The sequence below is a fragment of the Gluconobacter roseus NBRC 3990 genome, from assembly GCF_006538885.1.
Taxonomy (GTDB): Bacteria; Pseudomonadota; Alphaproteobacteria; order Acetobacterales; family Acetobacteraceae; genus Gluconobacter; species Gluconobacter roseus.
The window spans coordinates 563,351-588,820 of sequence record NZ_BJLY01000002.1; the positions used below are offsets into that span (position 1 = coordinate 563,351).

Annotated in this window: 18 protein-coding genes, 2 tRNA genes and 1 pseudogene; 3 read left to right on the forward strand and 18 right to left on the reverse strand. The window is 59.8% G+C overall.

Going from position 1 to position 25,470, the window contains the following annotated elements:
* Window positions 1–116 precede the first annotated feature (116 nt).
* From tsf to GRO01_RS06635, 17 genes and pseudogenes are all read right to left on the reverse strand, one after another.
* On the reverse strand, window positions 117–1,025 hold the full coding sequence (gene tsf, locus GRO01_RS06555) for a translation elongation factor Ts (protein WP_062502315.1): 909 nt from the start codon (window positions 1,023–1,025) through the stop codon (window positions 117–119).
* A 101-nt stretch (window positions 1,026–1,126) separates the two neighbouring features.
* Window positions 1,127–1,924: a 30S ribosomal protein S2 gene (gene rpsB / locus GRO01_RS06560; protein WP_062510178.1), complete on the reverse strand. Its 798-nt coding sequence runs from the start codon at window positions 1,922–1,924 to the stop codon at window positions 1,127–1,129.
* A gap of 192 nt (window positions 1,925–2,116) precedes the next feature.
* Window positions 2,117–5,539, reverse strand: a complete 3,423-nt coding sequence (gene dnaE / locus GRO01_RS06565) for a DNA polymerase III subunit alpha (RefSeq protein WP_062510176.1) — start codon at window positions 5,537–5,539, stop codon at window positions 2,117–2,119.
* 70 nt (window positions 5,540–5,609) lie between these two features.
* A complete protein-coding gene (locus GRO01_RS06570; protein WP_062510174.1) occupies window positions 5,610–6,305 on the reverse strand; it encodes an ABC transporter ATP-binding protein in 696 nt (231 codons plus the stop codon).
* The gene (locus GRO01_RS06575) at window positions 6,298–7,548 is read right to left on the reverse strand and encodes a lipoprotein-releasing ABC transporter permease subunit (RefSeq protein ID WP_062510172.1); all 1,251 of its coding nucleotides are present in this window, start codon (window positions 7,546–7,548) and stop codon (window positions 6,298–6,300) included. Before GRO01_RS06575 ends, GRO01_RS06570 begins: the two co-directional genes overlap by 8 nt.
* Complete coding sequence (proS, locus tag GRO01_RS06580; RefSeq protein ID WP_062510170.1) at window positions 7,548–8,864, reverse strand: proline--tRNA ligase; 1,317 nt, start codon at window positions 8,862–8,864, stop codon at window positions 7,548–7,550. The genes GRO01_RS06575 and proS overlap by 1 nt, the downstream gene beginning before the upstream one ends.
* Before the next feature lie 11 nt (window positions 8,865–8,875).
* Window positions 8,876–10,534, reverse strand: a complete 1,659-nt coding sequence (locus tag GRO01_RS06585; RefSeq protein WP_062510168.1) for a ribonuclease J — start codon at window positions 10,532–10,534, stop codon at window positions 8,876–8,878.
* A gap of 40 nt (window positions 10,535–10,574) precedes the next feature.
* Complete coding sequence (locus GRO01_RS06590; RefSeq protein ID WP_062510166.1) at window positions 10,575–11,387, reverse strand: type III pantothenate kinase; 813 nt, start codon at window positions 11,385–11,387, stop codon at window positions 10,575–10,577.
* A 16-nt stretch (window positions 11,388–11,403) separates the two neighbouring features.
* On the reverse strand, window positions 11,404–12,135 hold the full coding sequence (locus GRO01_RS06595) for a biotin--[acetyl-CoA-carboxylase] ligase (RefSeq protein WP_062510164.1): 732 nt from the start codon (window positions 12,133–12,135) through the stop codon (window positions 11,404–11,406).
* Window positions 12,136–12,154: 19 nt separating this feature from the next.
* A tRNA-Val gene (locus tag GRO01_RS06600) sits at window positions 12,155–12,229 on the reverse strand.
* A 75-nt stretch (window positions 12,230–12,304) separates the two neighbouring features.
* Window positions 12,305–12,589, reverse strand: coding sequence for an HU family DNA-binding protein (locus tag GRO01_RS06605; protein WP_062510162.1), 285 nt, complete (start codon window positions 12,587–12,589; stop codon window positions 12,305–12,307).
* Window positions 12,590–12,730: 141 nt separating this feature from the next.
* The gene (gene lon, locus GRO01_RS06610; protein ID WP_062510160.1) at window positions 12,731–15,295 is read right to left on the reverse strand and encodes an endopeptidase La; all 2,565 of its coding nucleotides are present in this window, start codon (window positions 15,293–15,295) and stop codon (window positions 12,731–12,733) included.
* A gap of 153 nt (window positions 15,296–15,448) precedes the next feature.
* The gene (clpX, locus tag GRO01_RS06615) at window positions 15,449–16,714 is read right to left on the reverse strand and encodes an ATP-dependent Clp protease ATP-binding subunit ClpX (protein WP_062510157.1); all 1,266 of its coding nucleotides are present in this window, start codon (window positions 16,712–16,714) and stop codon (window positions 15,449–15,451) included.
* 220 nt (window positions 16,715–16,934) lie between these two features.
* Window positions 16,935–17,558 (reverse strand): annotated as a pseudogene (locus tag GRO01_RS06620) (ATP-dependent Clp protease proteolytic subunit); the annotation flags it as partial.
* A 134-nt stretch (window positions 17,559–17,692) separates the two neighbouring features.
* Window positions 17,693–19,024, reverse strand: a complete 1,332-nt coding sequence (gene tig / locus GRO01_RS06625; protein ID WP_062510156.1) for a trigger factor — start codon at window positions 19,022–19,024, stop codon at window positions 17,693–17,695.
* Between the two features lie 59 nt (window positions 19,025–19,083).
* Window positions 19,084–19,168: transfer RNA gene (locus GRO01_RS06630), tRNA-Leu, on the reverse strand.
* Between the two features lie 68 nt (window positions 19,169–19,236).
* Window positions 19,237–20,706, reverse strand: coding sequence for a bifunctional ADP-dependent NAD(P)H-hydrate dehydratase/NAD(P)H-hydrate epimerase (locus GRO01_RS06635; RefSeq protein ID WP_062510153.1), 1,470 nt, complete (start codon window positions 20,704–20,706; stop codon window positions 19,237–19,239).
* Window positions 20,707–20,896: 190 nt separating this feature from the next.
* Here GRO01_RS06635 and GRO01_RS06640 point away from each other — a divergent pair, with 190 nt between their 5' ends.
* The 3 genes from GRO01_RS06640 to GRO01_RS06650 all read left to right on the forward strand — a co-directional run bounded on the left by GRO01_RS06640 (window position 20,897) and on the right by GRO01_RS06650 (window position 25,160).
* Entirely contained in the window at window positions 20,897–21,349 is a 453-nt protein-coding gene (locus GRO01_RS06640; protein WP_062510151.1) for a hypothetical protein, read from the forward strand.
* Window positions 21,350–21,844: 495 nt separating this feature from the next.
* The gene (locus GRO01_RS06645; protein WP_371857390.1) at window positions 21,845–23,842 is read left to right on the forward strand and encodes a DEAD/DEAH box helicase; all 1,998 of its coding nucleotides are present in this window, start codon (window positions 21,845–21,847) and stop codon (window positions 23,840–23,842) included.
* On the forward strand, window positions 23,835–25,160 hold the full coding sequence (locus tag GRO01_RS06650; protein ID WP_231490355.1) for a class I SAM-dependent RNA methyltransferase: 1,326 nt from the start codon (window positions 23,835–23,837) through the stop codon (window positions 25,158–25,160). The genes GRO01_RS06645 and GRO01_RS06650 overlap by 8 nt, the downstream gene beginning before the upstream one ends.
* Here the strand turns inward: GRO01_RS06650 and GRO01_RS06655 are convergent.
* Window positions 25,105–25,461 carry a HesB/IscA family protein gene (locus GRO01_RS06655; RefSeq protein ID WP_062510147.1) on the reverse strand — a complete coding sequence of 119 codons (357 nt, stop codon included), beginning with the start codon at window positions 25,459–25,461 and terminating at the stop codon, window positions 25,105–25,107. The genes GRO01_RS06650 and GRO01_RS06655 overlap by 56 nt on opposite strands.
* Window positions 25,462–25,470: the final 9 nt, after the last annotated feature.

A 25,470-nucleotide genomic window follows, 5' to 3' on the forward strand; every position in this document is an offset into this window, starting at 1 on the left:
TCCGTACGCCAAAACGCAGAAAGCCCCCGCACGCCGGAGCGCACAGAGGCCTTTCTACAGACTTTCGAGCCCGACCTGAACCGGGCAGACCCGGCTCAGGACAGGAACGGAAAATCTTACTTGGTGCCGGCAGCAGCAGCGACTTCAGCAGCGAAGTCGTTCTCTTCCTTTTCGATGCCTTCACCGAGCTGGAAGCGCTCGAAACCGACCAGCTTTGCACCAGCCTTGTCGACGATCTTGGACACGCGGCTCTCGCCGTCCAGAACCCACACCTGCTCCAGAAGAACGACTTCTTCATAGAACTTGCGGATACGGCCTTCGACCATCTTCTCGATGATGGCTTCCGGCTTGCCGGACTCACGGGCCTGCTCGATCAGGACGGCACGCTCGCGCTCCAGGGACTCCGGATCGACGCTGGCAACGTCCAGAGCAGCCGGACGGGTTGCAGCAACATGCATGCCGATCTGGCGACCCAGCGTCAGCAGGGCGTCGGACTCGGACGGAGCTTCCAGAGCGGCCAGAACGCCGATCTTGCCAATACCCGGACGCAGGGCGCTGTGGACGTAGCTGGCAACAACGCCGGACTCGACCGACAGGACCTTGGCGCGACGGATGGCCATGTTCTCGCCGATCGTGGCGATCAGGTGCGTCAGCTCGTCAGCAACCGTACGGCCCGACGGAACCTTGCCAGCCTTGATGGCGTCCAGATCGTCGCCGACTTCCAGAGCAACGTGAGCGACCTGCTCGACGAATGCCTGGAATGCCTCGTTACGACCCACGAAGTCCGTCTCGGCGTTCACTTCGACCATGGCAGCGCGGTTCTTGGCGGACACAACACCGACCAGACCTTCAGCCGTCGTACGGCCGGACTTCTTCGCAGCCTGGGACAGACCCTTCGTGCGCAGCCAGTCGATGGCGGCTTCCATGTCGCCGGCAGCTTCCGTCAGGGCCTTCTTGCAATCCATCATGCCCGCGCCGGTCTTCTCGCGCAGTTCGCGGACCAGGGCTGCTGTGATTTCTGCCATTTATCTCATCCCTCAAAAAAGATCATGCGGCCGGACGATTTCGCCCGGCCGCATGCCGTGTTTCAGTTGCCGTTTTCCATGACCGGACCCCGGCAGTCTGTTCAGCCAGCGGAAGCGGGAGCTTCTGCACCTTCAGCAGCGGCGGCTTCCAGAACAGCCGTCTCAGCCGGCAGTTCTTCAGCTGCACCGATGTCCTGACCCGAAGCAGCCAGCTCGGCGGAAATACCGTCGAGAACCGCACCGGAGACCAGATCGCAATACAGGGTGATGGCGCGGATAGCGTCATCGTTGCCCGGGATCGGATAGGTCACGCCAGCAGGATTGGAGTTGCTGTCGAGGACGCCGATGACCGGAATGCCAAGCTTCGTGGCTTCTTCGATCGCCAGCTTTTCCTTGTTCGTGTCGATCACGAACAGCAGGTCGGGCAGGCCGCCCATTTCCTTGATGCCGCCGAGGGAACGCTCGAGCTTCTCGCGGTCACGCGTGATGTCGAGAACTTCCTTCTTCGTCAGGCCAGCCGTGTCACCGGACAGCATGTCGTCGATCTGGCGCAGACGCTTGATGGAACCCGTGATGGTCTTCCAGTTGGTCAGCATGCCGCCGAGCCAGCGGTGGTTGACGTAGTACTGGCCGCAACGCTGCGCAGCTTCAGCAACATGGTCAGCCGCGGCGCGCTTGGTGCCAACGAACAGGACGCGACCACCGTTGGCGACCGTATCACGGACAACCTTCAGGGCGCGGTCCAGCATCGGAACCGTCTGCTGCAGGTCGATGATGTGAACCTGGTTACGCACACCGAACAGGTACGGCGCCATGGCCGGGTTCCAGCGACGGGTGTGGTGACCGAAATGAACGCCGGCTTCAAGGAGCTGGCGCATGGTGAAATCAGGCATTGCCATGATTCGAAAATTCCTTGCGTCTGGTTGAACCTCCGCATGGCAACGTCCCCGGAAGGACACCAGAAAACCCTAGAGCCATGCGTGCGGATTGCCCTTATCCGGAGGAAACTCCGTAGAAGAACGGTCGCGATATGGCGGAAAAGACCTGCAGATGCAAGACCTGTCAGCAGAGTTTCATACTGTCATGCTGCCTCAGACCTGTTCAGCCCGTTCGACACCCTTCAATGTTCGCAGACGCTCGGCAAGACGCGGCGTCACCCGGTAAGCGCCTGGTATGGAGATTTCTACGTCCCGCGTTTCTTCCACTAATGGCAGCAGCTTCACGCGTCCGACACCTCCCTGAACCTCCTCCAGCAGGGCCGCCAGATCCGGCAGTATCGCGTTTTCTTTCAGCCAGACGCGAATTTCTGATCGCTCGGCTGCAGCGGCAACTTCAAGGTCCATGACGCTCTGCGCCGTAATCCTCAGGGCATCTCCGTCCACCTTGAGCTCGGCATTCACGAGAATAGCCTGCCCTGCAACCAGCAGATCCCGGCATGAAATCAGTGTTTCGGAGAACAGCGTGACCTCACACCCACCACCGCTGTCCGACAGATTGACCCACGCCATTTTCTTTCCAGTGCGTGTCGGTCGTTCCTTGCGATCGACCACACAGCCCGCGATCTTGACACGCGTAGTGCCTGTTTTTGCAGCATTTTCCAGTGCGTTGGATGGCGTAACCCCGAGGCGCCGCAGCACACTTCGATAGGCGTCGAGCGGATGGGCACTCATATGGAAACCAATAGCCGAAGCTTCCAGTGAAAGCCGCTCGAAGTCGGGCCAAGGGCGCCCTTCGTTCAAACGCAGGATCTCGCGTTCCTGACCCGCCCCTCCAAACAATCCAGCCTGTCCCATCTGCTGTTCCTGAGCCCGGGCCTGAGCCCGGCGCAGCAAAATATCAGCACTTGAGAAAACGATGTGCCGTTCTTTGAGAAGACTGTCGAAAGCTCCTGCTTTTGCAAGACTTTCCAGCTGGATCTTGTTCAGGCTTTTAGGATCACAACGCTCGGCAAAATCCGTCAGATCCTGAAATGGCTTATTCCCGCGGCAGGCGACAACGCTCTCCATCGCAGCCGCACCCACACGCTTGATGGCAGAAAGTGCATAGCGGATTCCCTGACGTCCATCCTCCAGCATCTCAATCGAGAAATCTGCCATAGATTTATTAATATCAACGGGTAACACGGGAATTTTCATCCGCCGCGCTTCCTGACACAGAGCCGCCAGCTTGTCCGTTTTTTCCCGTGCCAGAGACATACAACCCGCGAGGAACGCAACCGGATGGTTCGCCTTCATCCAAGCCGTCTGATAGGACACCAGCGCATAGGCTGCGGCATGCGACTTGTTAAAGCCGTAATCCGCAAAACGAGCCATAAGATCAAAGACTTCGACTGCTTTTTCCTGAGGAATGCCACGCGCCGTCGCACCCTCAGTGAAGATCGCGCGCTGCTTCTCCATTTCCGCAGCGATCTTCTTGCCCATTGCACGCCGCAGCAGATCCGCGCCACCCAGACTGTAGCCCGCCATCTTCTGGGCGATCTGCATGACCTGCTCCTGATAGACCATGATCCCATAGGTCTCTTCAAGAATATCGCGGATTTCCTCATGCGGCGGCTCCCAAGGCTCGCCATGCTTGCGGCGGCAGTAATCCGGGATGTTGGCCATCGGCCCCGGACGATACAGCGACACGCCCGCAATCAGATCTTCCAGTCGGCTGGCTGCCATCTGCTTAAGCATGTCCCGCATGCCCGCGCCTTCGAACTGGAACACGCCGGCCGTATCGCCCTTGGCCAGCATCTCGAACGTCTTCGTGTCATCCAGCGGAATACGTGAGAGATCGACCGTAATCCCCTGTTCTTTAAGGAAATCCAGACCACGCTTAAGGATGGTGAGCGTTGTCAGGCCGAGAAAGTCGAACTTCACCAGCCCGGCCTGCTCAACATATTTCATGTTGTACTGCGTCACGAGCATGTCGCTCTTCGGATCGCGATACAGCGGCACCAGTTCCACCAGTTCGCGATCACCGATCACCACACCCGCAGCATGGGTGGAGGCATGACGGTACAGGCCCTCGAGCTGCAACGCGATTTCCATGAGACGCTTAAGCGACTCATCGCTGTCGCGCATTTCCTGAAGCCGGGGCTCACCATCAATCGCATCGGACAGCGAAACAGGCTTGGCCGGATTGTTCGGGATCAGTTCGGCAACGCGGTTGACCATACCATAAGGCAGCCCAAGCACACGCCCGACATCACGTACAGCCGCTTTAGCCTGAAGCTTTCCGAACGTGATGATCTGCGCCACACGGCTCCCGCCATATTCTTCGCGCACATACCGGATCACTTCATCGCGGCGGTCCTGACAGAAATCAATATCGAAATCCGGCATGGAGACACGCTCGGGGTTCAGGAAGCGCTCGAACAGCAGTCCGAACGGAATGGGATCAATATCCGTAATCGTCAGCGCATACGCCACCAGCGAACCTGCACCCGATCCACGCCCCGGGCCGACCGGAATATCATGCGCTTTGGCCCACTGGATAAAGTCGGCAACGATCAGGAAGTAGCCCGGGAAGCCCATCCGCGCGATGATATCGAGCTCCACCTGAAGACGTTCAGAGTAAAGCTTGCGCTTTTCCTCATCCGCATTAATCGCTTCAAGGCGCTTTTCCAGCCCTTCCCAGGCCATGGCCCGCAGCGTTTCCTCTTCCGTCGAACCTTCGCGGACCTTGGGGCAGATCGGCAGAAGCGGCTTGCGCGTGCAGGCCGCCACCGCGCATTTCCGGGCAATAATCAGTGTGTTGTCACAGGCTTCAGGAAGATCATGAAAGACGGCCCGCATTTCGGCAGGCGTCTTGAACCAGGCCTGCGGAGACACATGCCAGCGGTCTTCTTCCGCAATCGTCCGACCCTGCGCGATACACAGCAGCGCATCATGGGCCTCATGCATTTCGGGCTTGGGAAAGAAGCATTCATTGGTGGCGACCAGCGGAATGTCCATCTGGTCCGCCATCGGGATCAGAACACTTTCGACTTCCTGCTCCCCCGCTTCTCCCAGCCGGTTCAGCTCGACCGCGATATTTCCCCGGAAAGCTTCTTCCAGACGGCTCAGAAGCGCCTGCGCCTCAGATTTCTGTTCCTCAAGGATCAGCTTGTTGATCGGCCCGCGATTGCCGCCTGTCAGCAGAAACAGCCCCGCCGCGTGCTGACAGAGAAAGTCAATCGCAACAGAAGGATCAGCAGGATCGCCGTTCAGAAAACCTTCGGAGGACAAAATCTGGAGATTTGCCAGCCCTTCCTCATTCCGCGCCAGAACCACCAGTGGCTCGGACATCGCTCCGGGTTTTGTACTGCGGGGGGGAAGTGAAATCTGGCAGCCGACAATCGGCTGGACACCATTGCTGCGACAGTACAGCGAGAACTCAAGCGCACCGAACAGATTGCCGCTATCTGTCAGGGCGACGGCCGGCATGCCATTTTTGGCTGCCAGGCTCACAAGCTCCGGAATCCGGATTGCGCCCTGACTCAGGGAGTAGGCGGAATGATTTCTGAGATGAACAAAATCGGCATGAGACATGCCCTTACTCTATCAGGAGCGCCTTCCGGATGCAGCGGATTTCGAAATCTGCTCTCCGGAATTCAGCTCTTCAGAACGGGACCAGCTTTCCGTCCCGAAGCGTCACGGTCCGATCCATGCGCGAGGCCAGTTCGTCATTATGCGTGGCGATCAGAGCTGCCGCGCCCTCTTCCCGCACGACACGCAGAAGCTCGCCAAACACATGATCGGCCGTGCCGATATCAAGATTTCCAGTTGGTTCGTCCGCGAGAAGCAGCTTTGGCTGATTGGCCAGTGCACGGGCGATTGCCGTGCGCTGCTGCTCGCCGCCCGATAGCCGCCCCGGGAGCGAATCAAGACGGTGCGACAGCCCGAACCGGCCCAGAAGATCCCGTGCCCGTTCCCGTGCCTTGCGTGGGGACACTCCTGCGATCAACTGCGGCAGCATGACATTCTCGCACGCCGTGAACTCGCCCAGCAGATGATGGAACTGGTATACAAAGCCGATCTGATCACGCCGGATTGCCGTCCGAACGGTGTCGCTCAGCCCACTGGCCGGACGATCTACCACGAAGACCGTGCCTTCCGAAGGCGCTTCCAGCAACCCCGCAAGATGCAGAAGTGTGGACTTCCCGGTCCCGCTTGGCGCTACGAGGGCAACGATCTCCCCGGCCCGAAGTTCGAACTCCGCACCACTGAGGATCTCGAGCGTCTCTTCACCCGAGCGGAAACGGCGCGTCAGCCCCTCAAGACGCAGGGCGCTCGCCCCCGTTGCAACTTCATTCATGACGCAGCGCCTCGATCGGATCGGTTCTCGCCGCCCGCCAGGACGGATACAGCGTTGCCAGCAGCGACAGGATCAGCGACATCCCAATCACTTCCCAGACCTGCGACCACACAAGCTTCGCTGGCAGGCGCTCCAGAAAATAGACTTCCGGATTGAACAGGTTGGTCCCCGTGAGCGACTGGAGCCACTGGCGGATCCGCTCGATGTTCAGCGCAAACGCAATTCCGAGCGCCGAACCCGCCACAGTCCCGACAATCCCGACAGACGCACCGCACATGAGGAAAATCCGCATGATTGCGCCCCGGCTCGCACCAAGCGTTCGCAGCACGGCGATGTCACGCGTTTTGTCCTTGACCATCATGATGAGTGACGAAATGACATTAAACGCCGCCACAAGGATAATCAGGGTCAGGATCAGGAACATCACGTTCTGCTCGACCGTCACGGCGTCCAGAAAGCCATTCGCGCTCTGCGTCCAGTCCAGAACGCGCAGGCGCGGATCTTCCAGACGTGCGGCAATGGCCTTGCGCGTCGGCTGCACATTCGACGGATCAGCCGTCGAGACCTGAATAAGCGAAACGGCGGACGAACCCAGCATCAGGAACTTCTGCGCTGCAGGCAGCGGCATCAGAACAATGCTGGAATTATAGTCGTTCCAGTTGGCGTCAAAAATAACCGCAACATGGTAGGTCTTGACCCGCGGCATCGTCCCGAACGGCGTCGCCTGCCCATCCGGAGACAGCAGCGTGATCGGAGATCCGATTGTCAGCCCGGCCCGGTCTGCCATTGTCGTACCGATCGCAACCGCATTATCGCCGGTAAAGTCGTTCAGACTTCCCGCGATGATCCCGCTGCTCAGCGCCGTCCAGTCCCGGAGCGACTGCTGGGACACGCCCTGCATTTCCGCCCCCGAAGAGAAGCGTCCCGCCTCCACCAGCACAGTGCCCTGCGCCATGGGGATGACGGATTTTACACCCGGAACCTGCCGGATTGCCGCAACATCGTTTTCGTAAGCCTCGATGGGACGCCCATAGCCATACACGGTTAGATCGCCGTGCAGCCCCAGAATCCGCCCCATCAGATCGGCCTTGAACCCGTTCATCACCGACATGACGATGATGAGCGTTGCCACTCCAAGCGCAATCCCGATCAGGGAAAAGACAGCAATGATCGAGGCGAAACGTTCGCCACGGCGGGCGCGGAGATACCGCCCCGCCACCATGCGCTCAAAGCGGCCGAACATCAGGCGGCTCCGATTTTCGCCAGAGCGTCCTCGACCGACAGCTCGAACCGCTCGCCCGTAGCGCGCTGCTTGAGCTCGACTTTGCCTTCCTTGGCACCGCGCGGTCCGACGATGATCTGCCAGGGATGCCCCATCAGATCCGCATCGTTGAACTTCACGCCCGCACGCTCGGAACGGTCGTCATACAGCATGTTCTCCGGGTCAGTCCCGTAAATGCGGTCGCAGATCGCATCGCACGCCTCGTCACCCTGACGCAGGTTCAGGATCGCGGCGCGATAAGGTGCCACGGAAGCCGGCCAGATGATGCCCGCATCGTCATGCGACGCTTCGATGATCGCACCGACGAGACGCGACACGCCCACCCCATAAGAGCCCATATGCGGATGGAACGGCGCACCGTCCGGACCACTCACTTCGATCCCCATGGATGCCGTATATTTGGTGCCGAAATAGAAGATGTGGCCGACTTCGATGCCACGGCCTTCACGCTTGCGCTCGTCCGGCACCTTGGCCCATTCGGCCTCGTCGTGCTTTTCGTCCGTCGCCGCATAATGATCGGTTACGGTTGAGAAGAACGTCGCGAGGCTTTGGGCGTCGTCACAATCGACCGGACGGCTCAGCCAGTCCTGTTCCTCAAGCGCTGCATCAAAGAACACGGCGCTTTCACCCGTGGGCGCCAGCACCAGAAACTCGTGGCTCAGATCGCCGCCGATCGGACCGGTATCGGCCACCATCGGCACAGCCCGCACACCCAGACGCTGGAAAATGCGCAGATAGGACAGCATCATCCGGCGATAGCTGGCGACCGCACCTTCGTAGGACGCGTCAAAGGAATACGCATCCTTCATCAGGAACTCACGTCCACGCATCACACCGAAACGCGGACGAACCTCGTCGCGGAACTTCCACTGGATGTGATAAAGCGCCTTGGGCAGTTCTTTGTAGGACTTTACGGACGATCCGAAGATGTCCGTGATCATTTCCTCGTTCGTCGGTCCGTAAAGCAGATCACGGCCATGACGGTCCTGGATCCGGAGCATTTCCGGACCATAAGCGTCATAGCGTCCCGACCGGCGCCACAGTTCGGCCGACTGCAGCGTCGGCATCAGGACTTCCTGTGCCCCGATGGCGTCCTGCTCTTCACGGATGATCTGCTCGATATTGCGCAGAACCCGCAGCCCGGCCGGCAACCAGGCATAGATGCCCGAAGCGGTCTGGCGCACAAGGCCAGCCCGCAGCATCAGACGGTGAGACGCAATCTGCGCCTCGGCCGGAACTTCCTTCAGCGTCGGCTGGAAGGCTTTCGTCAAACGCATGTGTATTTCTCTCAGACGCGCAGCAGATGGACATCAACAAGCGGACGCTTCTGGAGCTTGCGCCCCAGAGCACGGCGCAGGGCCGTCTTGGCCGCATCCCGGAAGGCCGCATCGTCCTGACGCAGTTCGTCGGGGATCTGGTCGATGGCATCGGCGAATTCTTCCTGAATCCGCACGCTTTCCGGATCATCCGATTCCAGCAGACCCGGCGCACTGATCTTCGGATCGCCGATGACATAGCCTTCGTCATCAACGGCAAAGCTTGCCAGCACGATACCGTTGAACAGCATCTTGCGACGGGCTGCGAGAACGCCACCCGTCATCGGCAGCAGACGGCCACCATCCAGAGCCAGACGGCCCGTCGGCGCCGTATCGACAACCTTCACCTCACCCGGAGACAGGTTCAGGATATCGCCATCTTCCAGCAGGATCGGCTCGGCACCCATTTCGTGCGCCAGCGCGGCATGCGCCGTCAGATGACGCCATTCACCATGGGTCGGGATGCTGTATTTCGGACGGACGATCCGGTACAGCGTCCGAATGTCCTCGCTGGTCGCATGACCGGAGGTGTGGACCTTCGCATCCTTGTCCGTCAGAACCGTCACGCCACGACGCGACAGGTTGTCCTGCACGGCCATGACGGCCTGTTCGTTACCCGGGATCATCCGCGAGCTGTAAATCACCGTATCGCCTTCACCGAGGGCAATATTCGGATGCGTATCGGACGCAATGCGCGACAGGGCCGAGCGCGGTTCGCCCTGACTGCCGGTGATGATCATCAGCAGGTTGTCATCTTCGACGTCCCGGGCATCCTGCTCGGTCAGGAACGGCGGCAGGTCCTGGAAATAGCCGCACTCACGTGCCGCCGTCTCGAGATTGCGCAACGAACGGCCGACGATCATGACCACACGACCAGAGGCCTGGGCCGCCTTCGCGATGCTCTCAACGCGCGCCACGTTACTGGCAAAACACGTCACGGCAATCCGGCCTTCCAGACCCGCGATCAGCTCCGTCAGGCCCGTGCGCACATCGGCTTCGGATTCCGACTTGCCCGGCTTGAGCACGTTCGTGCTGTCGCCGACCATGGCAAGCACGCCTTCGTCGCCAAGCTTGCCGAACGTCTCCAGATCCGTGACCGGACCGACCAGCGGGTTCTCGTCGAGCTTCCAGTCGCCCGTATGGACAATCAGACCATGCGGCGTCCGCAGAGCCACAGCCTGCGCCTCAGCGACGGAATGCGTCACGGATACGAACTGCAGATCGAACGGCCCCACCTCAAAGCGCGAAGCCGGGCGGATCACGTGGATCTTCACCTGGTTGTTCAGATGCGCTTCCTGCAGCTTGCGTCGCAGCACGGCGGCGGCAAACGGCGTCGCATAGACAGGGCAGCGCAGATACGGCCACAGATGTGCCACCGCTCCCAGATGATCTTCATGCGCATGCGTGATCACCAGACCACACAGGTCCCGCGCACGATCCGCAATGAAAGTCGGGTCCGGCATGAGCACTTCGGCTTCAGGCGTATCGTTGCCCGAGAAGCCAATGCCGCAGTCGATGGCAAGCCAGGTATCGTGACCGTTCTTCGTCAGGCAGTAGAGATTGAAATTCATGCCGATCTCGCCCGTCCCGCCCAAAGGCAGGAAAGACAGACCGTCCGGTTTTTCTGTCATGATGGTTCCTTGCAGTTATGACATATAATCAGAGTGATATTCATTGCCCGATGCCCTGTGAGCGTTCGGGGGAATAGGAAAGCGGCGGTCCCGTATTGCGGTCCGCCAGAAGACGCAGGCCATCCAGTGTCAGATCAGGCGCCAGCACATCAAAAAGCGGCGTTCCTTCAGAGAACAGCGGGGCCAGACCGCCTGTGGCAATCACGGTGGGCTTTGCATCCATTTCATCAGAAATACGGCGGATCAGTCCTTCGACGAGCCCGACATACCCCCAGAACAGTCCTGAACGCATTGCCACGCTCGTATTACGGCCAATCGCCGTGGTGGGGCGGCCAATGCTCATGCGTGGCAGGCGCGCGGCGGCACGATGCAATGCATCAATCGACAGGTTCACACCCGGAGCAATGGCGCCGCCACTGAATTGCCCGGCACTGTTCACAACATCGAAAGTCGTCGCGGTACCGAAATCAACAACGATCAGCGGCGCCCCATAAAGTTCACGGCCCGCCAGACCATTCAGGCGCCTGTCAGCCCCAAGCTCGTTCGGATTGTCGACCAGAACATCAATACCCCAGTCCAGCCTTGCATTGGCGACAAGAGGCACGACATCCAGCCACTCGCGACAGAAGCGGCGTAGTTCATACAGCGCTACAGGGACGACAGTGCCGATAATGGCTCGGGTAATGCCCGTCGCATCCAGCCCCAAACGATCGAAAAGTGTCAGAAGCCAGGCCGCATATTCATCCGCTGTTCGTGCCTCACTCGTTGAGATGCGCCATTGCCCCAGCCACGACTCTCCATCGTGTACAGCGAACACGATGTTGGTGTTTCCGGCATCAATGACGAGAAGCACGTTGCGGTCCGGTCCTTCAGTCCAGCAGGATATCGCCGGTTACAACCGGAATGGTCTCACCGTTGGGCAGGGCAAGCAGCAGGCGTCCCTGCGCATCAAGCCCTGAAAATGAACCTGTAATATAGGTTTCACATCCCTGAACCGCAAGCGGGGTGCCGACCGGATGCGCCCGCGCAAGCCAGGCAGCCCTGACAGGCGCAAATCCTTCCTGCTCCCGGAGGGCGTTCCACCGCTCAATCTGGGCTACCAGTGCTTTCCCGAAAGCCTTCGCAGAGGGCGGATTGGTTTTCTCGGAAAGTGCCGCAAGCTGACGCCCCGGGATCTCCGGCGCCTGCCTCAAATTGGCACCGATTCCAACGACAACCCACGGCCTTTCCTGCGGACCGCCCGTCTCAATCAATACGCCTGCCATCTTCCGGCCATCCAGCAAAAGATCGTTCGGCCATTTCACCATAAAAGGTGATGGCCCCGTTGCCGTCGGGCAGAAATGGATCGCGGTTTCAAACAGGGAAATTGCCACAACAAATGGTAGTGCGGCAATAAACGCGGCCGGATCAGTTGGACGAAACAGAAGTGAGATTGCGAGGTTGCCCCCCGGATCGCTCCAGGTCCGCCCGCGCGTGCCGCGTCCTGATGTCTGGGAAAAGGCCTGAACGGCCAGATGATCGGGTTCACCTGCTTCGGCTCTGGTTTTGCACAGATCGGAAGTGGACCCGAGCGTTTCATGGTATTCGAAACGCCAGCTCATGGCTGCATAGTATTCTTTATGGTGGGCGATGACGGGATTGAACCGCCGACCCTCTCGGTGTAAACGAGACGCTCTACCGCTGAGCTAATCGCCCTCAGACTGTGTATGCGGTCTATATACACGGTTTCGGATAGCGGTAAAGCCACCCGAAACCGTTTTGTGAGCTTTTTCAGCTCACGGCGTCCTTCAGACCCTTGCCTGGCTTGAAGCGGACAGAGGTGGAAGCCGGAATGTCGATCTCTTCGCCCGTACGCGGGTTGCGGCCCTTGGCGGCCTTACGCGTTGCAGTCACGAAGCTGCCGAAACCGACGAGACGGACTTCCTGCTTCTTGGCAAGCGTCGTCTCGATCGTGCTGAACACCGCATCGACAACTTCGCTGGCCTTGGCCTTCGGAAGATCGGCAGCGTCTGCAACGGCGGCGATCAGTTCCTGCTTGTTGAGGGGCTTCTCCATGATGTGCCTTTCTGGTGTTAGAGCGCCTGAGCCGGGCTCTGGTGAGTCCCTTCTGGCTCAGGCGCCTTGTTCGATCTGCGGCCGCACTATGAAGCGGATTTTGCCCGCGTCAACTGCTAGAATCGCAGAAGCGTGTCCGTGTCAGTGTGGAAGTGCCTGCGGAGCCGCCTTATCCACCGTTATTTCGCCCATCGGGTCGACATTTTCGTCCCATTCAATGGCCTCGGGCATACGAGTCAGAGCGATCTTGAGCACTTCATCCACATGGCTCACAGGAATGATCTTGAGCGCGTGACGGACGTTATCCGGCACTTCTGCAAGATCCTTCTCATTGTCCTTGGGAATCAGAACCGTCTTGATGCCAGCCCGCAGAGCTGCCAGCAGCTTTTCCTTAAGGCCTCCGATCTCCAGAACGCGACCACGCAGGGTGATCTCACCCGTCATGGCCACATCCTTGCGGATGGGGATCTGGGTCATGATGCTGACCAGAGACGTCGTAAGCGCAATACCGGCTGATGGACCATCCTTAGGCGTCGCACCTTCGGGAAGATGGATATGGATGTCCCGCTTTTCGAACAGTGGCGGCCGGATCCCGAAGTCCTGGGCCCGCGAGCGGACATAGGACAGCGCAGCCGAAATGCTTTCCTGCATGACTTCACCGAGCTTGCCGGTCTGCTTGACCTGCCCCTTACCCGGAACCATCACGCTCTCGATCGTCAGGATCTCACCGCCAACCGAAGTCCAGGCAAGCCCTGTCACTACGCCAACCATGTCCTCCGTCTCAGTTTCACCATGACGGAAGCGACGGACACCGGCATATTTTTCAAGGTTCTTGGGCGTGATCTCGACATGCTTGACGCCTGTCGTGATGATCTCCTTGACGGCCTTGCGCGCAAGCTTCGCCAGTTCGCGTTCAAGGTTACGTACGCCAGCTTCGCGGGTATAGGACCGGATCAGTTCGCGGATCGTGTCATCCGTCACCGTCCATTCATCCGGCTTGAGGTTATGAGCCTCGGCCTGCTTGCCTAGAAGATGACGGCGCGCGATCTGCACCTTCTCGTCTTCCGTGTAGCCGGACAGATTGATGATCTCCATGCGATCCAGCAGCGGCTGGGGCATGTTCAGGCTGTTGGCCGTCGTGACGAACATCACATCCGACAGATCATAATCCACTTCCAGATAATGATCTGCAAAGGTGGAGTTCTGCTCCGGATCCAGCACTTCGAGCAGCGCAGACGACGGATCGCCCCGCCAGTCAGCACCCAGCTTGTCGATCTCATCGAGCAGGAACAGCGGGTTGGATGTCCGCGCCTTCTTCATGCCCTGGATGATCTTACCCGGCATGGAGCCGATATAGGTCCGGCGATGGCCACGGATCTCGGATTCATCGCGCACACCACCCAGCGACATACGGATGTAGTTCCGTCCCGTCGCCTTGGCGATGGACCGCGCCAGAGAGGTTTTACCGACGCCTGGTGGTCCGACAAGGCACAGGATCGGTCCCTTGAGCTTCTGCGAGCGCGTCTGCACCGCCAGATACTCAAGGATCCCCTCCTTGACCTTCTCCAGACCATAATGCTCGGCCTCGAGAACGTCTTCGGCATGCTGGAACTCACGCGTGATCTTGGAGCGCTTCTTCCAGGGGATCCCCAGCAGCCAGTCGAGATAGTTGCGCACAACCGTGCTCTCGGCTGACATCGGGCTCATGCCACGCAGTTTCTTCAGCTCGGCATGGGCCTTTTCCTTGGCCTCACGGCTCAGACGGGTCTTGTTGATCTTCTCTTCAAGCTCGGAATTTTCGTCCTTGCCGTCTTCGCCCTCGCCGAGTTCCTTCTGGATTGCCTTGAGCTGTTCGTTCAGATAGTACTCGCGCTGGGTCTTCTCCATCTGCCGCTTCACGCGGTTGCGGATGCGCTTTTCAACCTGCAGAACGCCGATTTCCGTCTCGATATGAGCGAAAACCTGCTCCAGACGACGCGCGGCCGAGGCCGTTTCAAGAATTTCCTGCTTTTCGGAAATCTTGAGGTTCAGATGACTTGCGATCGTGTCAGCCAGCTTGGAAATGTCCTCGATCTGGTTGATCGAGACCATCACTTCCGGCGGGATCTTCTTGTTGAGCTTGATGTACTGCTCAAACTGGGAAACCGTGGAACGGCTCAGAGCCTCGATCTCGCTTCCCGGTGCCGCATTGACGGCTTCCTCAGGAATTTCCTCGATCTCGGCTTCGAAATGGCCATCCACGTCGAACAGACGGGTGATATGAACACGCCGCGTCCCTTCGACCAGAACCTTCACGGTCCCGTCAGGCAGCTTCAGCAGCTGCAGGATCGTCGAAACCGTACCATAGCGGTAGATGTCATCGACCGAAGGATCATCCAGTGAGACATCTTTCTGCGCCACAAGCAGAATCTGCTTACTCTCGCGGGTTACAGTCTCCAGCGCCTTTACCGACTTCTCGCGCCCGACAAACAGCGGCACGATCATGTGCGGGAAGACGACAATGTTCCGAAGCGGCAGAACCGCCATCACATCATGACGCACAGGCTCCTGAACCACCGGTGCGGCAGCTTCTATTTCTGCTTTACGCGCTGCGGCACGCGGCTTGCGTGTCACTTTCTTCGGGGCAGCCGCAGTTTTTTCGGAAGCGGTTACATCGTCCGTCTTCTTGGTACGGCGACGGGTTTTCGGCTTGGTATCGTCAGTCATTCACTTGATCTCCAGAGGGACGATCTTGCGATACCGGCCTGCCTTGCAGCGCCGGTATCGCATCTCTTTCATGCTTGAACCGCATGAATTCGGACAACCTCAGTCAGTTATGTCGAAACCCGACGGGTCCGGCGCAAGAGCCAGCCCGCTTTTTCACGCAGACTGCTCCGCGGGTTCGGTTTTCCCCTTCCCGTAGACATAGACCGGCTGGGCCTTGTTTTCGGCCACGTCCTTGTTGATGACGACTTCCTCGACACCTTCAAGTCCCGGCAGGTCGAACATCGTTCCCAGCAGAATGTTTTCCATGATCGAACGCAGGCCACGGGCACCGGTCTTGCGTTCGATGGCACGCTTGGCAATGGCCGCAAGGGCATCTTCCGTAAAGGTCAGCTTAACGCCTTCCATTTCGAACAGACGGCCATACTGCTTGATCAGCGCGTTCTTTGGCTTGCTGAGAATCTGGATCAGCGCGGCTTCATCCAGATCATTCAGCGCTGCGATGACGGGCAGACGTCCAATGAACTCGGGGATAAGACCGAATTTCAGCAAATCTTCCGGCTCAACGCTCTGGAGGATCGCACCCAGCCGGCGCTCGTCATCGGAACGGACATCAGCTCCGAAGCCAATACCAGATCCCTTACCGCGCGCTGCAATGATCTTGTCCAGTCCAGCGAACGCACCGCCGCAGATGAAGAGCATGTTGGTCGTATCGACCTGCAGAAACTCCTGCTGCGGATGCTTGCGGCCACCCTGAGGCGGCACGGAGGCCACAGTGCCTTCCATGAGTTTCAGCAGAGCCTGCTGCACGCCTTCACCCGAGACATCACGCGTGATGGATGGGTTGTCAGACTTGCGGGAAATCTTGTCGATCTCGTCGATATAAACAATGCCGCGCTGGGCCCGGTCCACGTTGTAATCAGCAGACTGAAGCAACTTGAGGATGATGTTTTCCACATCCTCACCGACATAACCGGCTTCGGTCAGGGTTGTGGCATCCGCCATCGTGAATGGAACATCCAGGATACGGGCCAGCGTCTGGGCAAGCAGTGTCTTACCCGAACCCGTCGGACCAATCAGCAGGATGTTGGACTTCGCAATCTCGATGTCGCTGCTTTTCGCCACATGGGCAAGACGCTTGTAGTGATTGTGAACCGCCACGGAAAGTGCGCGCTTGGCCTCGAACTGACCGATCACATAATCGTCAAGGACCTTGCAGATTTCCTTGGGAGTCGGAACGCCGTCACGGGACTTCACGAGATGGGTCTTGTGCTCTTCACGGATAATATCCATGCAAAGCTCGACGCATTCATCACAGATGAAGACCGTGGGGCCAGCGATCAGTTTACGGACTTCGTGCTGGGATTTCCCACAGAACGAGCAATACAGGGTGTTTTTGGAATCGCCGGATTTGTTGCTCATCGCTGTTCCCTTTCCCTTGCGCACGACCTGACCACATTCACGCAGCAGACATGCGAAAGAACTTTAACTGTAGGCCGAGGTCAAAAGCCTTCGGCAACCCCGGAGCCGGAATGCCCCAAGACACGAAAAGCGGCATATCGGGATGCCGCTTTTCCGTTCCAAGGGGAGCGTCACTCTCCCCCTGCTTCAAAGACGTCTCAACTCGGGTCGGCGTGGTCTCATGCGGATTACGTTCGACGACTTTGTCGATCAGGCCGAACTCGCGGGCTTCGTTGGCCGACAGATAGCTGTCACGCTCGAGCTTCTGCTCGATCTGCTCCAGCGTCTGGCCGGTATGTTCGCGATAGATCTCGTTCAGCCGCTGACGGATAATCAGGATTTCACGGGCCTGGATCTCGATGTCCGAAGCCTGACCCTGTGCACCGCCGGAAGGCTGGTGAACCATCACGCGGGCATTCGGAAGAGCGTAACGGTGGCCCTTCTCGCCGCCTGCCAGCAGCAGGGATCCCATGGACGCAGCCTGACCAATACAGACAGTGCTGACGGGGCAGCGGATGTACTGCATGGTGTCATAGATCGCGAGGCCGGCGGAGACGACACCGCCCGGGCTGTTGATGTAGAACGAGATTTCCTTGGTGGGATTCACGCTCTCCAGATAGAGAAGCTGTGCGCAGATCAGGGACGAGACCTGATCATAGACAGGCCCGGTCAGGAAAATGATGCGCTCCTGAAGGAGACGCGAAAAGATGTCGAAAGAGCGCTCTCCGCGGGCAGTCTGCTCGACCACCATCGGCACCAGAGAGTTGCTAAACACCTCGAGGGGATCACGATCCCGAATGGTCATGCTGTCTGTTCCTCAATGCCCGATGGGCTTTCTTCTACCCCCTAACATGGACCCGACATGGCGTTCCGTCAAAGGGAGCAGGCAGGAAAAAACGGGCACCCCGAAGAGTGCCCGCTGGTTCCCGCGCCGAAAGATCAGAGTTCGGCGGGCGGAATTTCGGCCAGTTCTTCCGGCGTCACTTCCTTGTCGGTGACGTCGGCCAGCTCGATCAGGTAATCGACGACCTTGTTTTCCAGGATCGGGCCACGGAGCCCTTCGACAGCCTGCGGGTTCTTGGAAAAGAACTCGAAAACCATCTGTTCCTGACCCGGATAACGCTGGGCTTCCTGCTGCATCGCACCAAGAAGTTCCTCGCGGGACACCTGGATTTCCTGCTTGCGGCCGATTTCAGCCAGCAGCAGACCCAGCTTTACGCGACGCTCTGCAATGCGACGGTAGTCAGCCTTGAGGGTCTCTTCGTCCTTGTCAGCATCTTCCTCGTCCAGACGACCAGCCTTGCGGTCTTCCTCGACGCGGGCCCAGATCTGGTTGAACTCGGCGTCAACCATGCTGGACGGGGCTTCGAAATCCGTCTTCTCGGACAGGGCGTCCAGAAGGTCACGCTTGATGCGCAGACGCGACAGCTGCTGGTATTCACCTTCAGCCTGCTCGGTGATGATCTTGCGGATCTGCTCGAGGTTCTCGAAACCGATCGTCTTGGCCAGTTCGTCGTCGATGGCCGGATCAACAGCCTTCTTCAGGGACTTCGCCTTGACGTCGAAGGTCACGGCCTTGCCGGCCAGTTCAGCAGCCTGGTAGTCGGCCGGGAACGTCACGTTGATAACGCGCTCTTCGCCAGCCTTCATGCCTTCCATCTGCTCGGCGAAGCCGGGGATGAAGCCTTCGCCACCGATTTCGACGTTCACGTCATCAGCCGTACCACCGTCGAACGGCGTGCCGTCCAGCTTGCCCACGAAATCAACGCACAGGACATCACCCTTGGCGGCCGGACGGTCTTCTTCGATCGTCTCGAACTTGCGGCTGCGACGGGCAATATCGTTCAGGGCCTTGTCGACGGTCTCTTCGCTGACCTTGGCACCAAGGCGCGTCAGTTTCAGGCCGGACAGGTCGGGAACTTCGATTTCCGGGAGAACTTCGGTCTCAACCTTGAATTCGAGATCCTTGCCGTCTTCGATGGCGGAGACCACTTCGACCTTCGGCTGCATGGCCGGACGGATCTTCTGCTCTTCGAACAGCTTGGCCGTGGCGTCGTTGACGGCTTCTTCAAGCAGTTCCGCATTTACGGATGCGCCATAGCGCTGCTTGACGAGGGAGGCTGGCACCTTGCCCGGACGGAAGCCCGGAAGCTTGATCGTCTTGGCGACTTCAGCGAGTCGCGCATCGCGGCGGGCCTGCAGGTCGGCAGACGGGACAACGACGGTGAAGGCGCGCTTAAGTCCTTCGTTGAGCGTGGGCGTAACCTGCATGAGCCAGGCGATCCTCTCGGTCGGTAGGTTGGTCAAATCTCTTTCTCGGGAAGCCGGGTTGGTGCGGGCGGAGGGACTTGAACCCCCACGACTTGCGCCACCAGAACCTAAATCTGGCGTGTCTACCAATTTCACCACGCCCGCAGCGCTCGGCTTCCAGGTTCGTGTTACCGAACCTCGGAAGCGCGGCCTTTAGCGCATGAAACGCGACTTCACAACAGGGAGACGCCCGGCTTTTTGTTCAAAGCCTCATGCGCAAGACGCGTGGCAACTGCACGCGCAGGGCCCAGAGGCAGGTCCAGATCCTCGGCAACAGGCCATCCGCCATGGGCCTTTCCGGCCTGGATCCCGGCTTCTCCATGCAGCCAGACACCCGCACAGCAGCCTTCCCAGACATCCATTCCCGCAGCAAGCAGCGTCCCGATTACGCCCGTTAGGGTGTCGCCGGAGCCTGCGGTCGCCAGAGCCGAAGAGGCATGGGTATTGATGGCCAGACGGCCATCGGGCGCTGCAATAATCGTGTCCGGCCCTTTCATGACCACAACCGCATTGATGCGTTTTGCGGCCGACAGAGCTGCATCAAGCCGGCTGCCTTCGACCGGACCAAAGAGTTTGCGGAACTCCCCGATATGAGGCGTGATGGCTGCAACACCTTTCAGGCGGGACAGATCCTGCGCCCCCCATGACAGGGCACCGGCATCCGCAAGGACAGTGCGCTCCGCCTTCAGAAGCTGCGGAAGCGTGTCTGCAACTTCGTCCTCGGTGAGACCCGGACCACAGATCCAGACCTTGCGGCGGGCATCTTCAAGGAGTTTCGACAATGGCGCATCGTCCACGATCAGGCCGGGATCGCCGAGTCGATAGGCCGGAGCCCCCTCACCTGCGGAAATCCGGATGAGCCCTGCCCCGCTGCGACGGGCGCCACGCGCCGAAAGACGGGTCGCTCCGGGCATTTCAGCTCCACCGCACAGACTGACGACACCACGGCGGTATTTATAATCGCCATCGCCAGAGACAGGCGGGGTCCACAGGCCAGGCTGATTGTGCTGCACGACAGGCGTAATGCCTTCCCAGGCCTGTTCAGGCATGCCGATATCCGCGCAGATCACCTGCCCACACAGATCGGAGCCGGGTTGCAGGACATGGCCCGGGCGCGGACGGACGAACGTAACCGTCAGAACGCAGTCACGCGCCTTGCCCAGAATTTCCCCCGAAGCGCCGGCAACACCGCTCGGCATGTCGATTGCGACAACCTGACGGGCCGCGGCCAGAACCGATGCGACATCGTCGCTGACGGGCCGCTTCAGTCCGGAACCGAACACCGCATCCACCACCAGATCGGCGCTGGCCAGCTCTTCTGCGGCAAACGGCACAGTCGGGCCTGTCCAGCGGGCGGCCATTGTGGCAGCGGGCGTACCGGGTTTCGGGCTCGCAAGAGCCGCCACACGCACCGACCATCCCCAACGCGCCAGATTGCAGGCCACGACATAGCCGTCTCCGCCATTGTTCCCCGGACCACACGCGACCGTCACGCGGCAGGGTGAAAAGCGGTTGCGGATGACGCGTGCGACGGCCCATCCGGCATTTTCCATAAGCCGCGTGGACGGGAGAATGGCCGCGGCTGCGCGATCCATGCGGTCGCTTTCCTCGGGGAGCAGCAATGCGAAGGGATGACGGGACATGACGGGGCGTTCTCCTGCTGTGTCTCATGACAGAAAGCATGACCGGCTTCTGCGTTGCTTTATCGTGATGGCCAGCCGCAATGTGCCTGACGCGTTCCCTCTGGCGCTCATGGGGCCGCGTCGGGTATTCAGGGAAATGCTTCGGGAATGTTTTCCCCTCTTTTCCAATTTTCAACCATGACGAGGATCAATGACAGGATCGATCATCTGGAGCCTCGTGCTCGCAATTCATGTGCTGTGCATGACTTACTGGGTTGGCGGGTCGGTCTATTCGACGCTCGTCGTCCGCTCCACCGTCGGGCTGCTTGATCCGGGGCCACGGAACTCCGTCCTGCTTCAGGGCTATACGCGGTTTTTCCGTGGGCTCTATCAGGTCGTACCGTTCTCGCTGCTGAGCGGCTGGGCCCTGATTTTCCATGAAGGCGGTTTTGCGGCCGTGCCCTGGACCGTCAATGCGATGCAGCTTCTCGGCCTGATCATGGCGGTGATCTTCATCCTGACCGTTCAGGGCCCGTTCCGTCGTGCACGGCGCGCCATGCGTCCCCAGCCTGCCCTGTTCGACACCCTGCGCAGCCGGACGGCCATGATGGCAGGGTTGGGTGTGCTGACCATTCTTGTCGCAGCAATGGCACGCGGCATCTGAAATCGTATGCGATACGGCGCTTTTCGGGCCGTATCGCTTGCCATTCCTGCCATTTACCGATAACGCACCAGTTATAGCTGCGGGTAATTATCCCGCCCTCAACTCCGGCCCACGCCCGTCCGGGTGTGCACCGTCAACGAGAGTCTCGAGAGTCATTTGAGCGCGAAAACGACCTCCGGTCCTTCCAAGCCCCGTACGACTGCCCCCTCCAGACGCGGACGCACTTCTGCTTCGCGGACCGCTGCAGCCGAAACTTCCCCGAATATTGCAGAGACAGGCGAGACGCCTCCGGCCGCTGAAACTCCGGTCGCCCAGGCTCCGCGCACGCGCCGCTCGAAGACCGCAACACCGGTCGCCGAAGAAGCCGGGGCAGCGAAGGCCACCACACGTCGTCCGCGCAAGACGGCTTCGCCTGCGGTCGAGCCTGCTGCTGAAGACGCGGCTCCCGTTGCAAAGACCGCTGGACGTCGCCGGAAGGCTGCGTCAGCACCGGAAGTGACCGAAGATACTGCTCCGGCCAAACCGGCTCCTCGTCGCCGTACCGCGAAGAAGGCAGAGGAGGTAGCCGAGGTTACGGAAACCGCCGCTCCCAAACGTCGTGGCCGTCCGCGCAAGACGCCCGTTGTGGAAGAGCGGCCTGTCGCAGAAGCGGTGATTGACGAGGTTGCCGAGGCCCCTGTGGCGCCGCGTCGGCGTGGTCGTCCCCGCAAGGTGGATATCGCCGCTGCTGCTGCAACTCCTGTGGAAGCACCGGCAGAGAAGAAAGCACGCTCGCCGCGTCGTAAGACGGCTGTTCCGGTCGAAGAACCTGCCGCCCCTGTCGCGGAAGAAACGCCTGTCGTTCAGGCTGAGCCAGCCAAAAAAGAAAAGGCTCCTTCACGTCGCCGCCGCGCCAAACCAGCCGCAGAAGAACCTGTTGCAATCGTTGAAGAGACGGTTGAGACACCAGCCGTGGTCGAAACCGTGGCCGTTGTTGAAGCCGAAGACGCTTCCGACAAGCCGCGTTTTGCCGATCTTGGGTTGGGCGAGCCGATCATGCGCGCCATCGAGGAGCTGGGTTACGAACACCCCACTCCCATTCAGGCCCAGGCCATTCCCGAAGTCCTGAAGGGCCATGACGTTCTGGGCGTCGCCCAGACCGGAACCGGCAAGACGGCATCCTTCACGCTGCCAATGCTCCAGAAGCTGGCCGGCTCCCGCGCCCGCGCACGGATGCCGCGCTCGCTGATCCTGGAGCCGACGCGCGAACTGGCGCTGCAGGTTGCCGAGAACTTCAAGCTTTACGGCAAATATCTGCGTCTGACCCATGCGCTGCTGATCGGTGGCGAGAGCATGGCCGAACAGCGCGACGTGCTGAACCGTGGCGTGGATGTCCTGATTGCGACTCCGGGCCGCCTGTTGGATCTGTTCGGACGTGGTGGCCTGCTGCTCACGCAGACCAGTACGCTCGTGATCGACGAAGCCGACCGCATGCTGGACATGGGCTTCATTCCGGATATCGAAAAGATCGTGGGCCTCCTGCCCGCCCATCGTCAGACGCTGTTTTTCTCCGCCACGATGGCGCCGGAAATCCGCCGTCTGGCTGATGCCTTCCTCAGGCATCCGGTTGAAATCACGGTCTCCCGTCAGTCCTCAGTGGCAACGACGATTGAAGAAGCACTCGTCATCGTGCCGGAAGACGAAAAGCGTCGCACTCTCAAGAAGCTGCTGCGTCGCGAGAACGTCCAGAGCGCGATCATATTCTGCAATCGCAAGCGCGATGTGGACATGATCCAGCAGTATCTGACGAAGCACGGAATCGAGGCTGGCCATCTTCACGGGGATCTGGCGCAGTCGCTTCGCTTCTCGACGCTGGAGCGTTTCCGGTCCGGGGAACTCAAATTCCTCGTATGCTCGGACGTGGCAGCACGCGGAATCGATATCGGCGGCCTGTCGCATGTCTTCAATTACGATCTGCCGTTCAACGCCGAGGACTACGTCCATCGCATCGGACGCACCGGCCGCGCGGGCAAGGAAGGTCATGCCTTCAGTCTGGCCACGCCACGTGACCGCAAGCTGCTCGAAGCCATTGAAGCCCTGACAGGCAAGGTCATTGCACGTCCGGCCCTTGAAGGCATCACGACCGTGGACTGGGCTCCGGAAGAAGGTGAGCGCCGTCCGACGGAAGCTGCTCCTGCTGCATCGCAGGAGCCCGCGGAAGACGGAGAGCAGCGGGGACGCAAGCGTCGCCGTGGTGGCCGCAAGCGCAACCGTGGAGATCGCGAGGAGCATGAGACCGTGCAGGTGGCTTCGGTTGCCGTAGTCGAGGCACCTGTCAGCCACCGTTCGGTTGAACTGGCCCCCGCTTTCGAGAACGATGGACCGAAGACCGGCTTTGGCGGTGACACGCCTGCGTTCATGCTGGTCCCACGCCGCAGGAAAGTGACGGTTTCCGCCAGCACCGATCCTGCCGCTCCTGTTCAGCATGATGGGCGCCATTACGGTAATGAATGAGACCCTGACCGGAGTTGCAGAACTCCGGATTGAAGGACTGGGTGCAGCAGGCGACGGCGTTGCGCATGTTGATGGTCAGAGCGTTTTCATTCCGGGTGCATTGCCCGGTGAAGACGTTCGGGTCCGCCTTGTTCCCGGCCATCCTGAACTGATCGAAATCGTTCACCCTTCCCCTGAGCGTGTGACGCCTCCGTGCAGCCTGTTTGGTGAGTGCGGAGGCTGTGCATTGCAGCATCTTTCCCTTCCGGCTCTGCTGGACTGGAAGGCCCAGCGCGTCATGCGCGCCCTGACGGCGGCCGGATTTACGGATCTTCCGCCTGCTACGCTGTACCAGACGAAGCCACTGACGCGGCGACGCATGGACTTTGCAGTCCAGCGCGTTCCGGGCGGTGTGGTGATCGGACTGCATCGCCGGAATGGTGATCCGGTGGACATGACGGAATGTCACGTCCTGCATCCCGATCTTTTTGCGCTTCTGCAGCCTCTGCGTGAGGTTCTGGGAAGCCTTGGCGCACTGACGGGGCGTGGAAGCCTGATGGTCAACCTGCTCGACAGCGGACCTGATCTGACGCTTCAGACCCCGGCTCCCCTGACGAGTGCCGACCGCCTCAAGCTGGCAGCGTTTGCCCGCGAGCATAACCTGTCGCGGATTTCCTGGCAGGATCCGAAGGATCTGGGCATTGAAACGGTCGCCCAGTCCGGAGCTGTCCGGGAGGATTTCGGTGGCGTGACCGTCTCCCCGCCCCCTTCCGCCTTTCTTCAGGCGACGGCAGATGCCGAGAAGGCCATTGTCACCGCTGTTGTGGACGGATTGCCGTCACTCAACAAAAAGGACGTGACGGTCGAACTGTTTGCCGGATGTGGCACGCTGACCTTTCCGATGTCCGAAAAAGGCCGGGTTATGGCCTATGAAGGCAATCTGGCGGCCGCGAACTGCCTGAAGGCTGCCTCCGGTGGACGCCGCGTTGATGGATTTCATCGGGATCTGGGGCGCCAGCCGCTTCTGCCGCATGATCTGAAATCAACACGCGCCGTGGTTCTCGATCCACCTTATGCGGGTGCCGGCGCGCAGACGATGCCTCTGGCCAAATCGGCCGTGCCGGACATCGTTTATGTAAGCTGTAATCCAGCCGCGCTTGAAAAAGACGGCAAGGCTCTGTGGAACGCAGGCTTTTCTGTCATCGGCCTGACGATCGTGGACCAGTTTCTGTGGTCCACGGAAGTCGAGGCCGTGGTTGTGCTGTCACGGGACGTGAAGCGGATCAGACGTGAAAACTCTCGCCGCAGCCGCAGCGACCTTTCTCGTTCGGATTCCTGAACGTAAAACCAGATTCGAGGTCCTTGACCTCGTAATCCATAACAGTCCCGGTCAGGAACAGGGTGGCCTTGCGATCCACCAGCAGGGTCACATCCTGATCCTCGACCCGTTCATCTGTCGGCTGCGGAGCCGTCACGAAGTTCATTTCGTAGGACAGTCCCGAGCACCCGCGTGTTCCCACGCTGATGCGCAGGAGCTGGCCCTGATGGGAGCCGGCGTAAAGAGCTTTCAGGCGCTTGGCTGCCTGATCGGACAGGGTCATGAGGGCGGGCAGCGGGCGGCGCGTTGCGACGTCGGACATGAAGGTTTT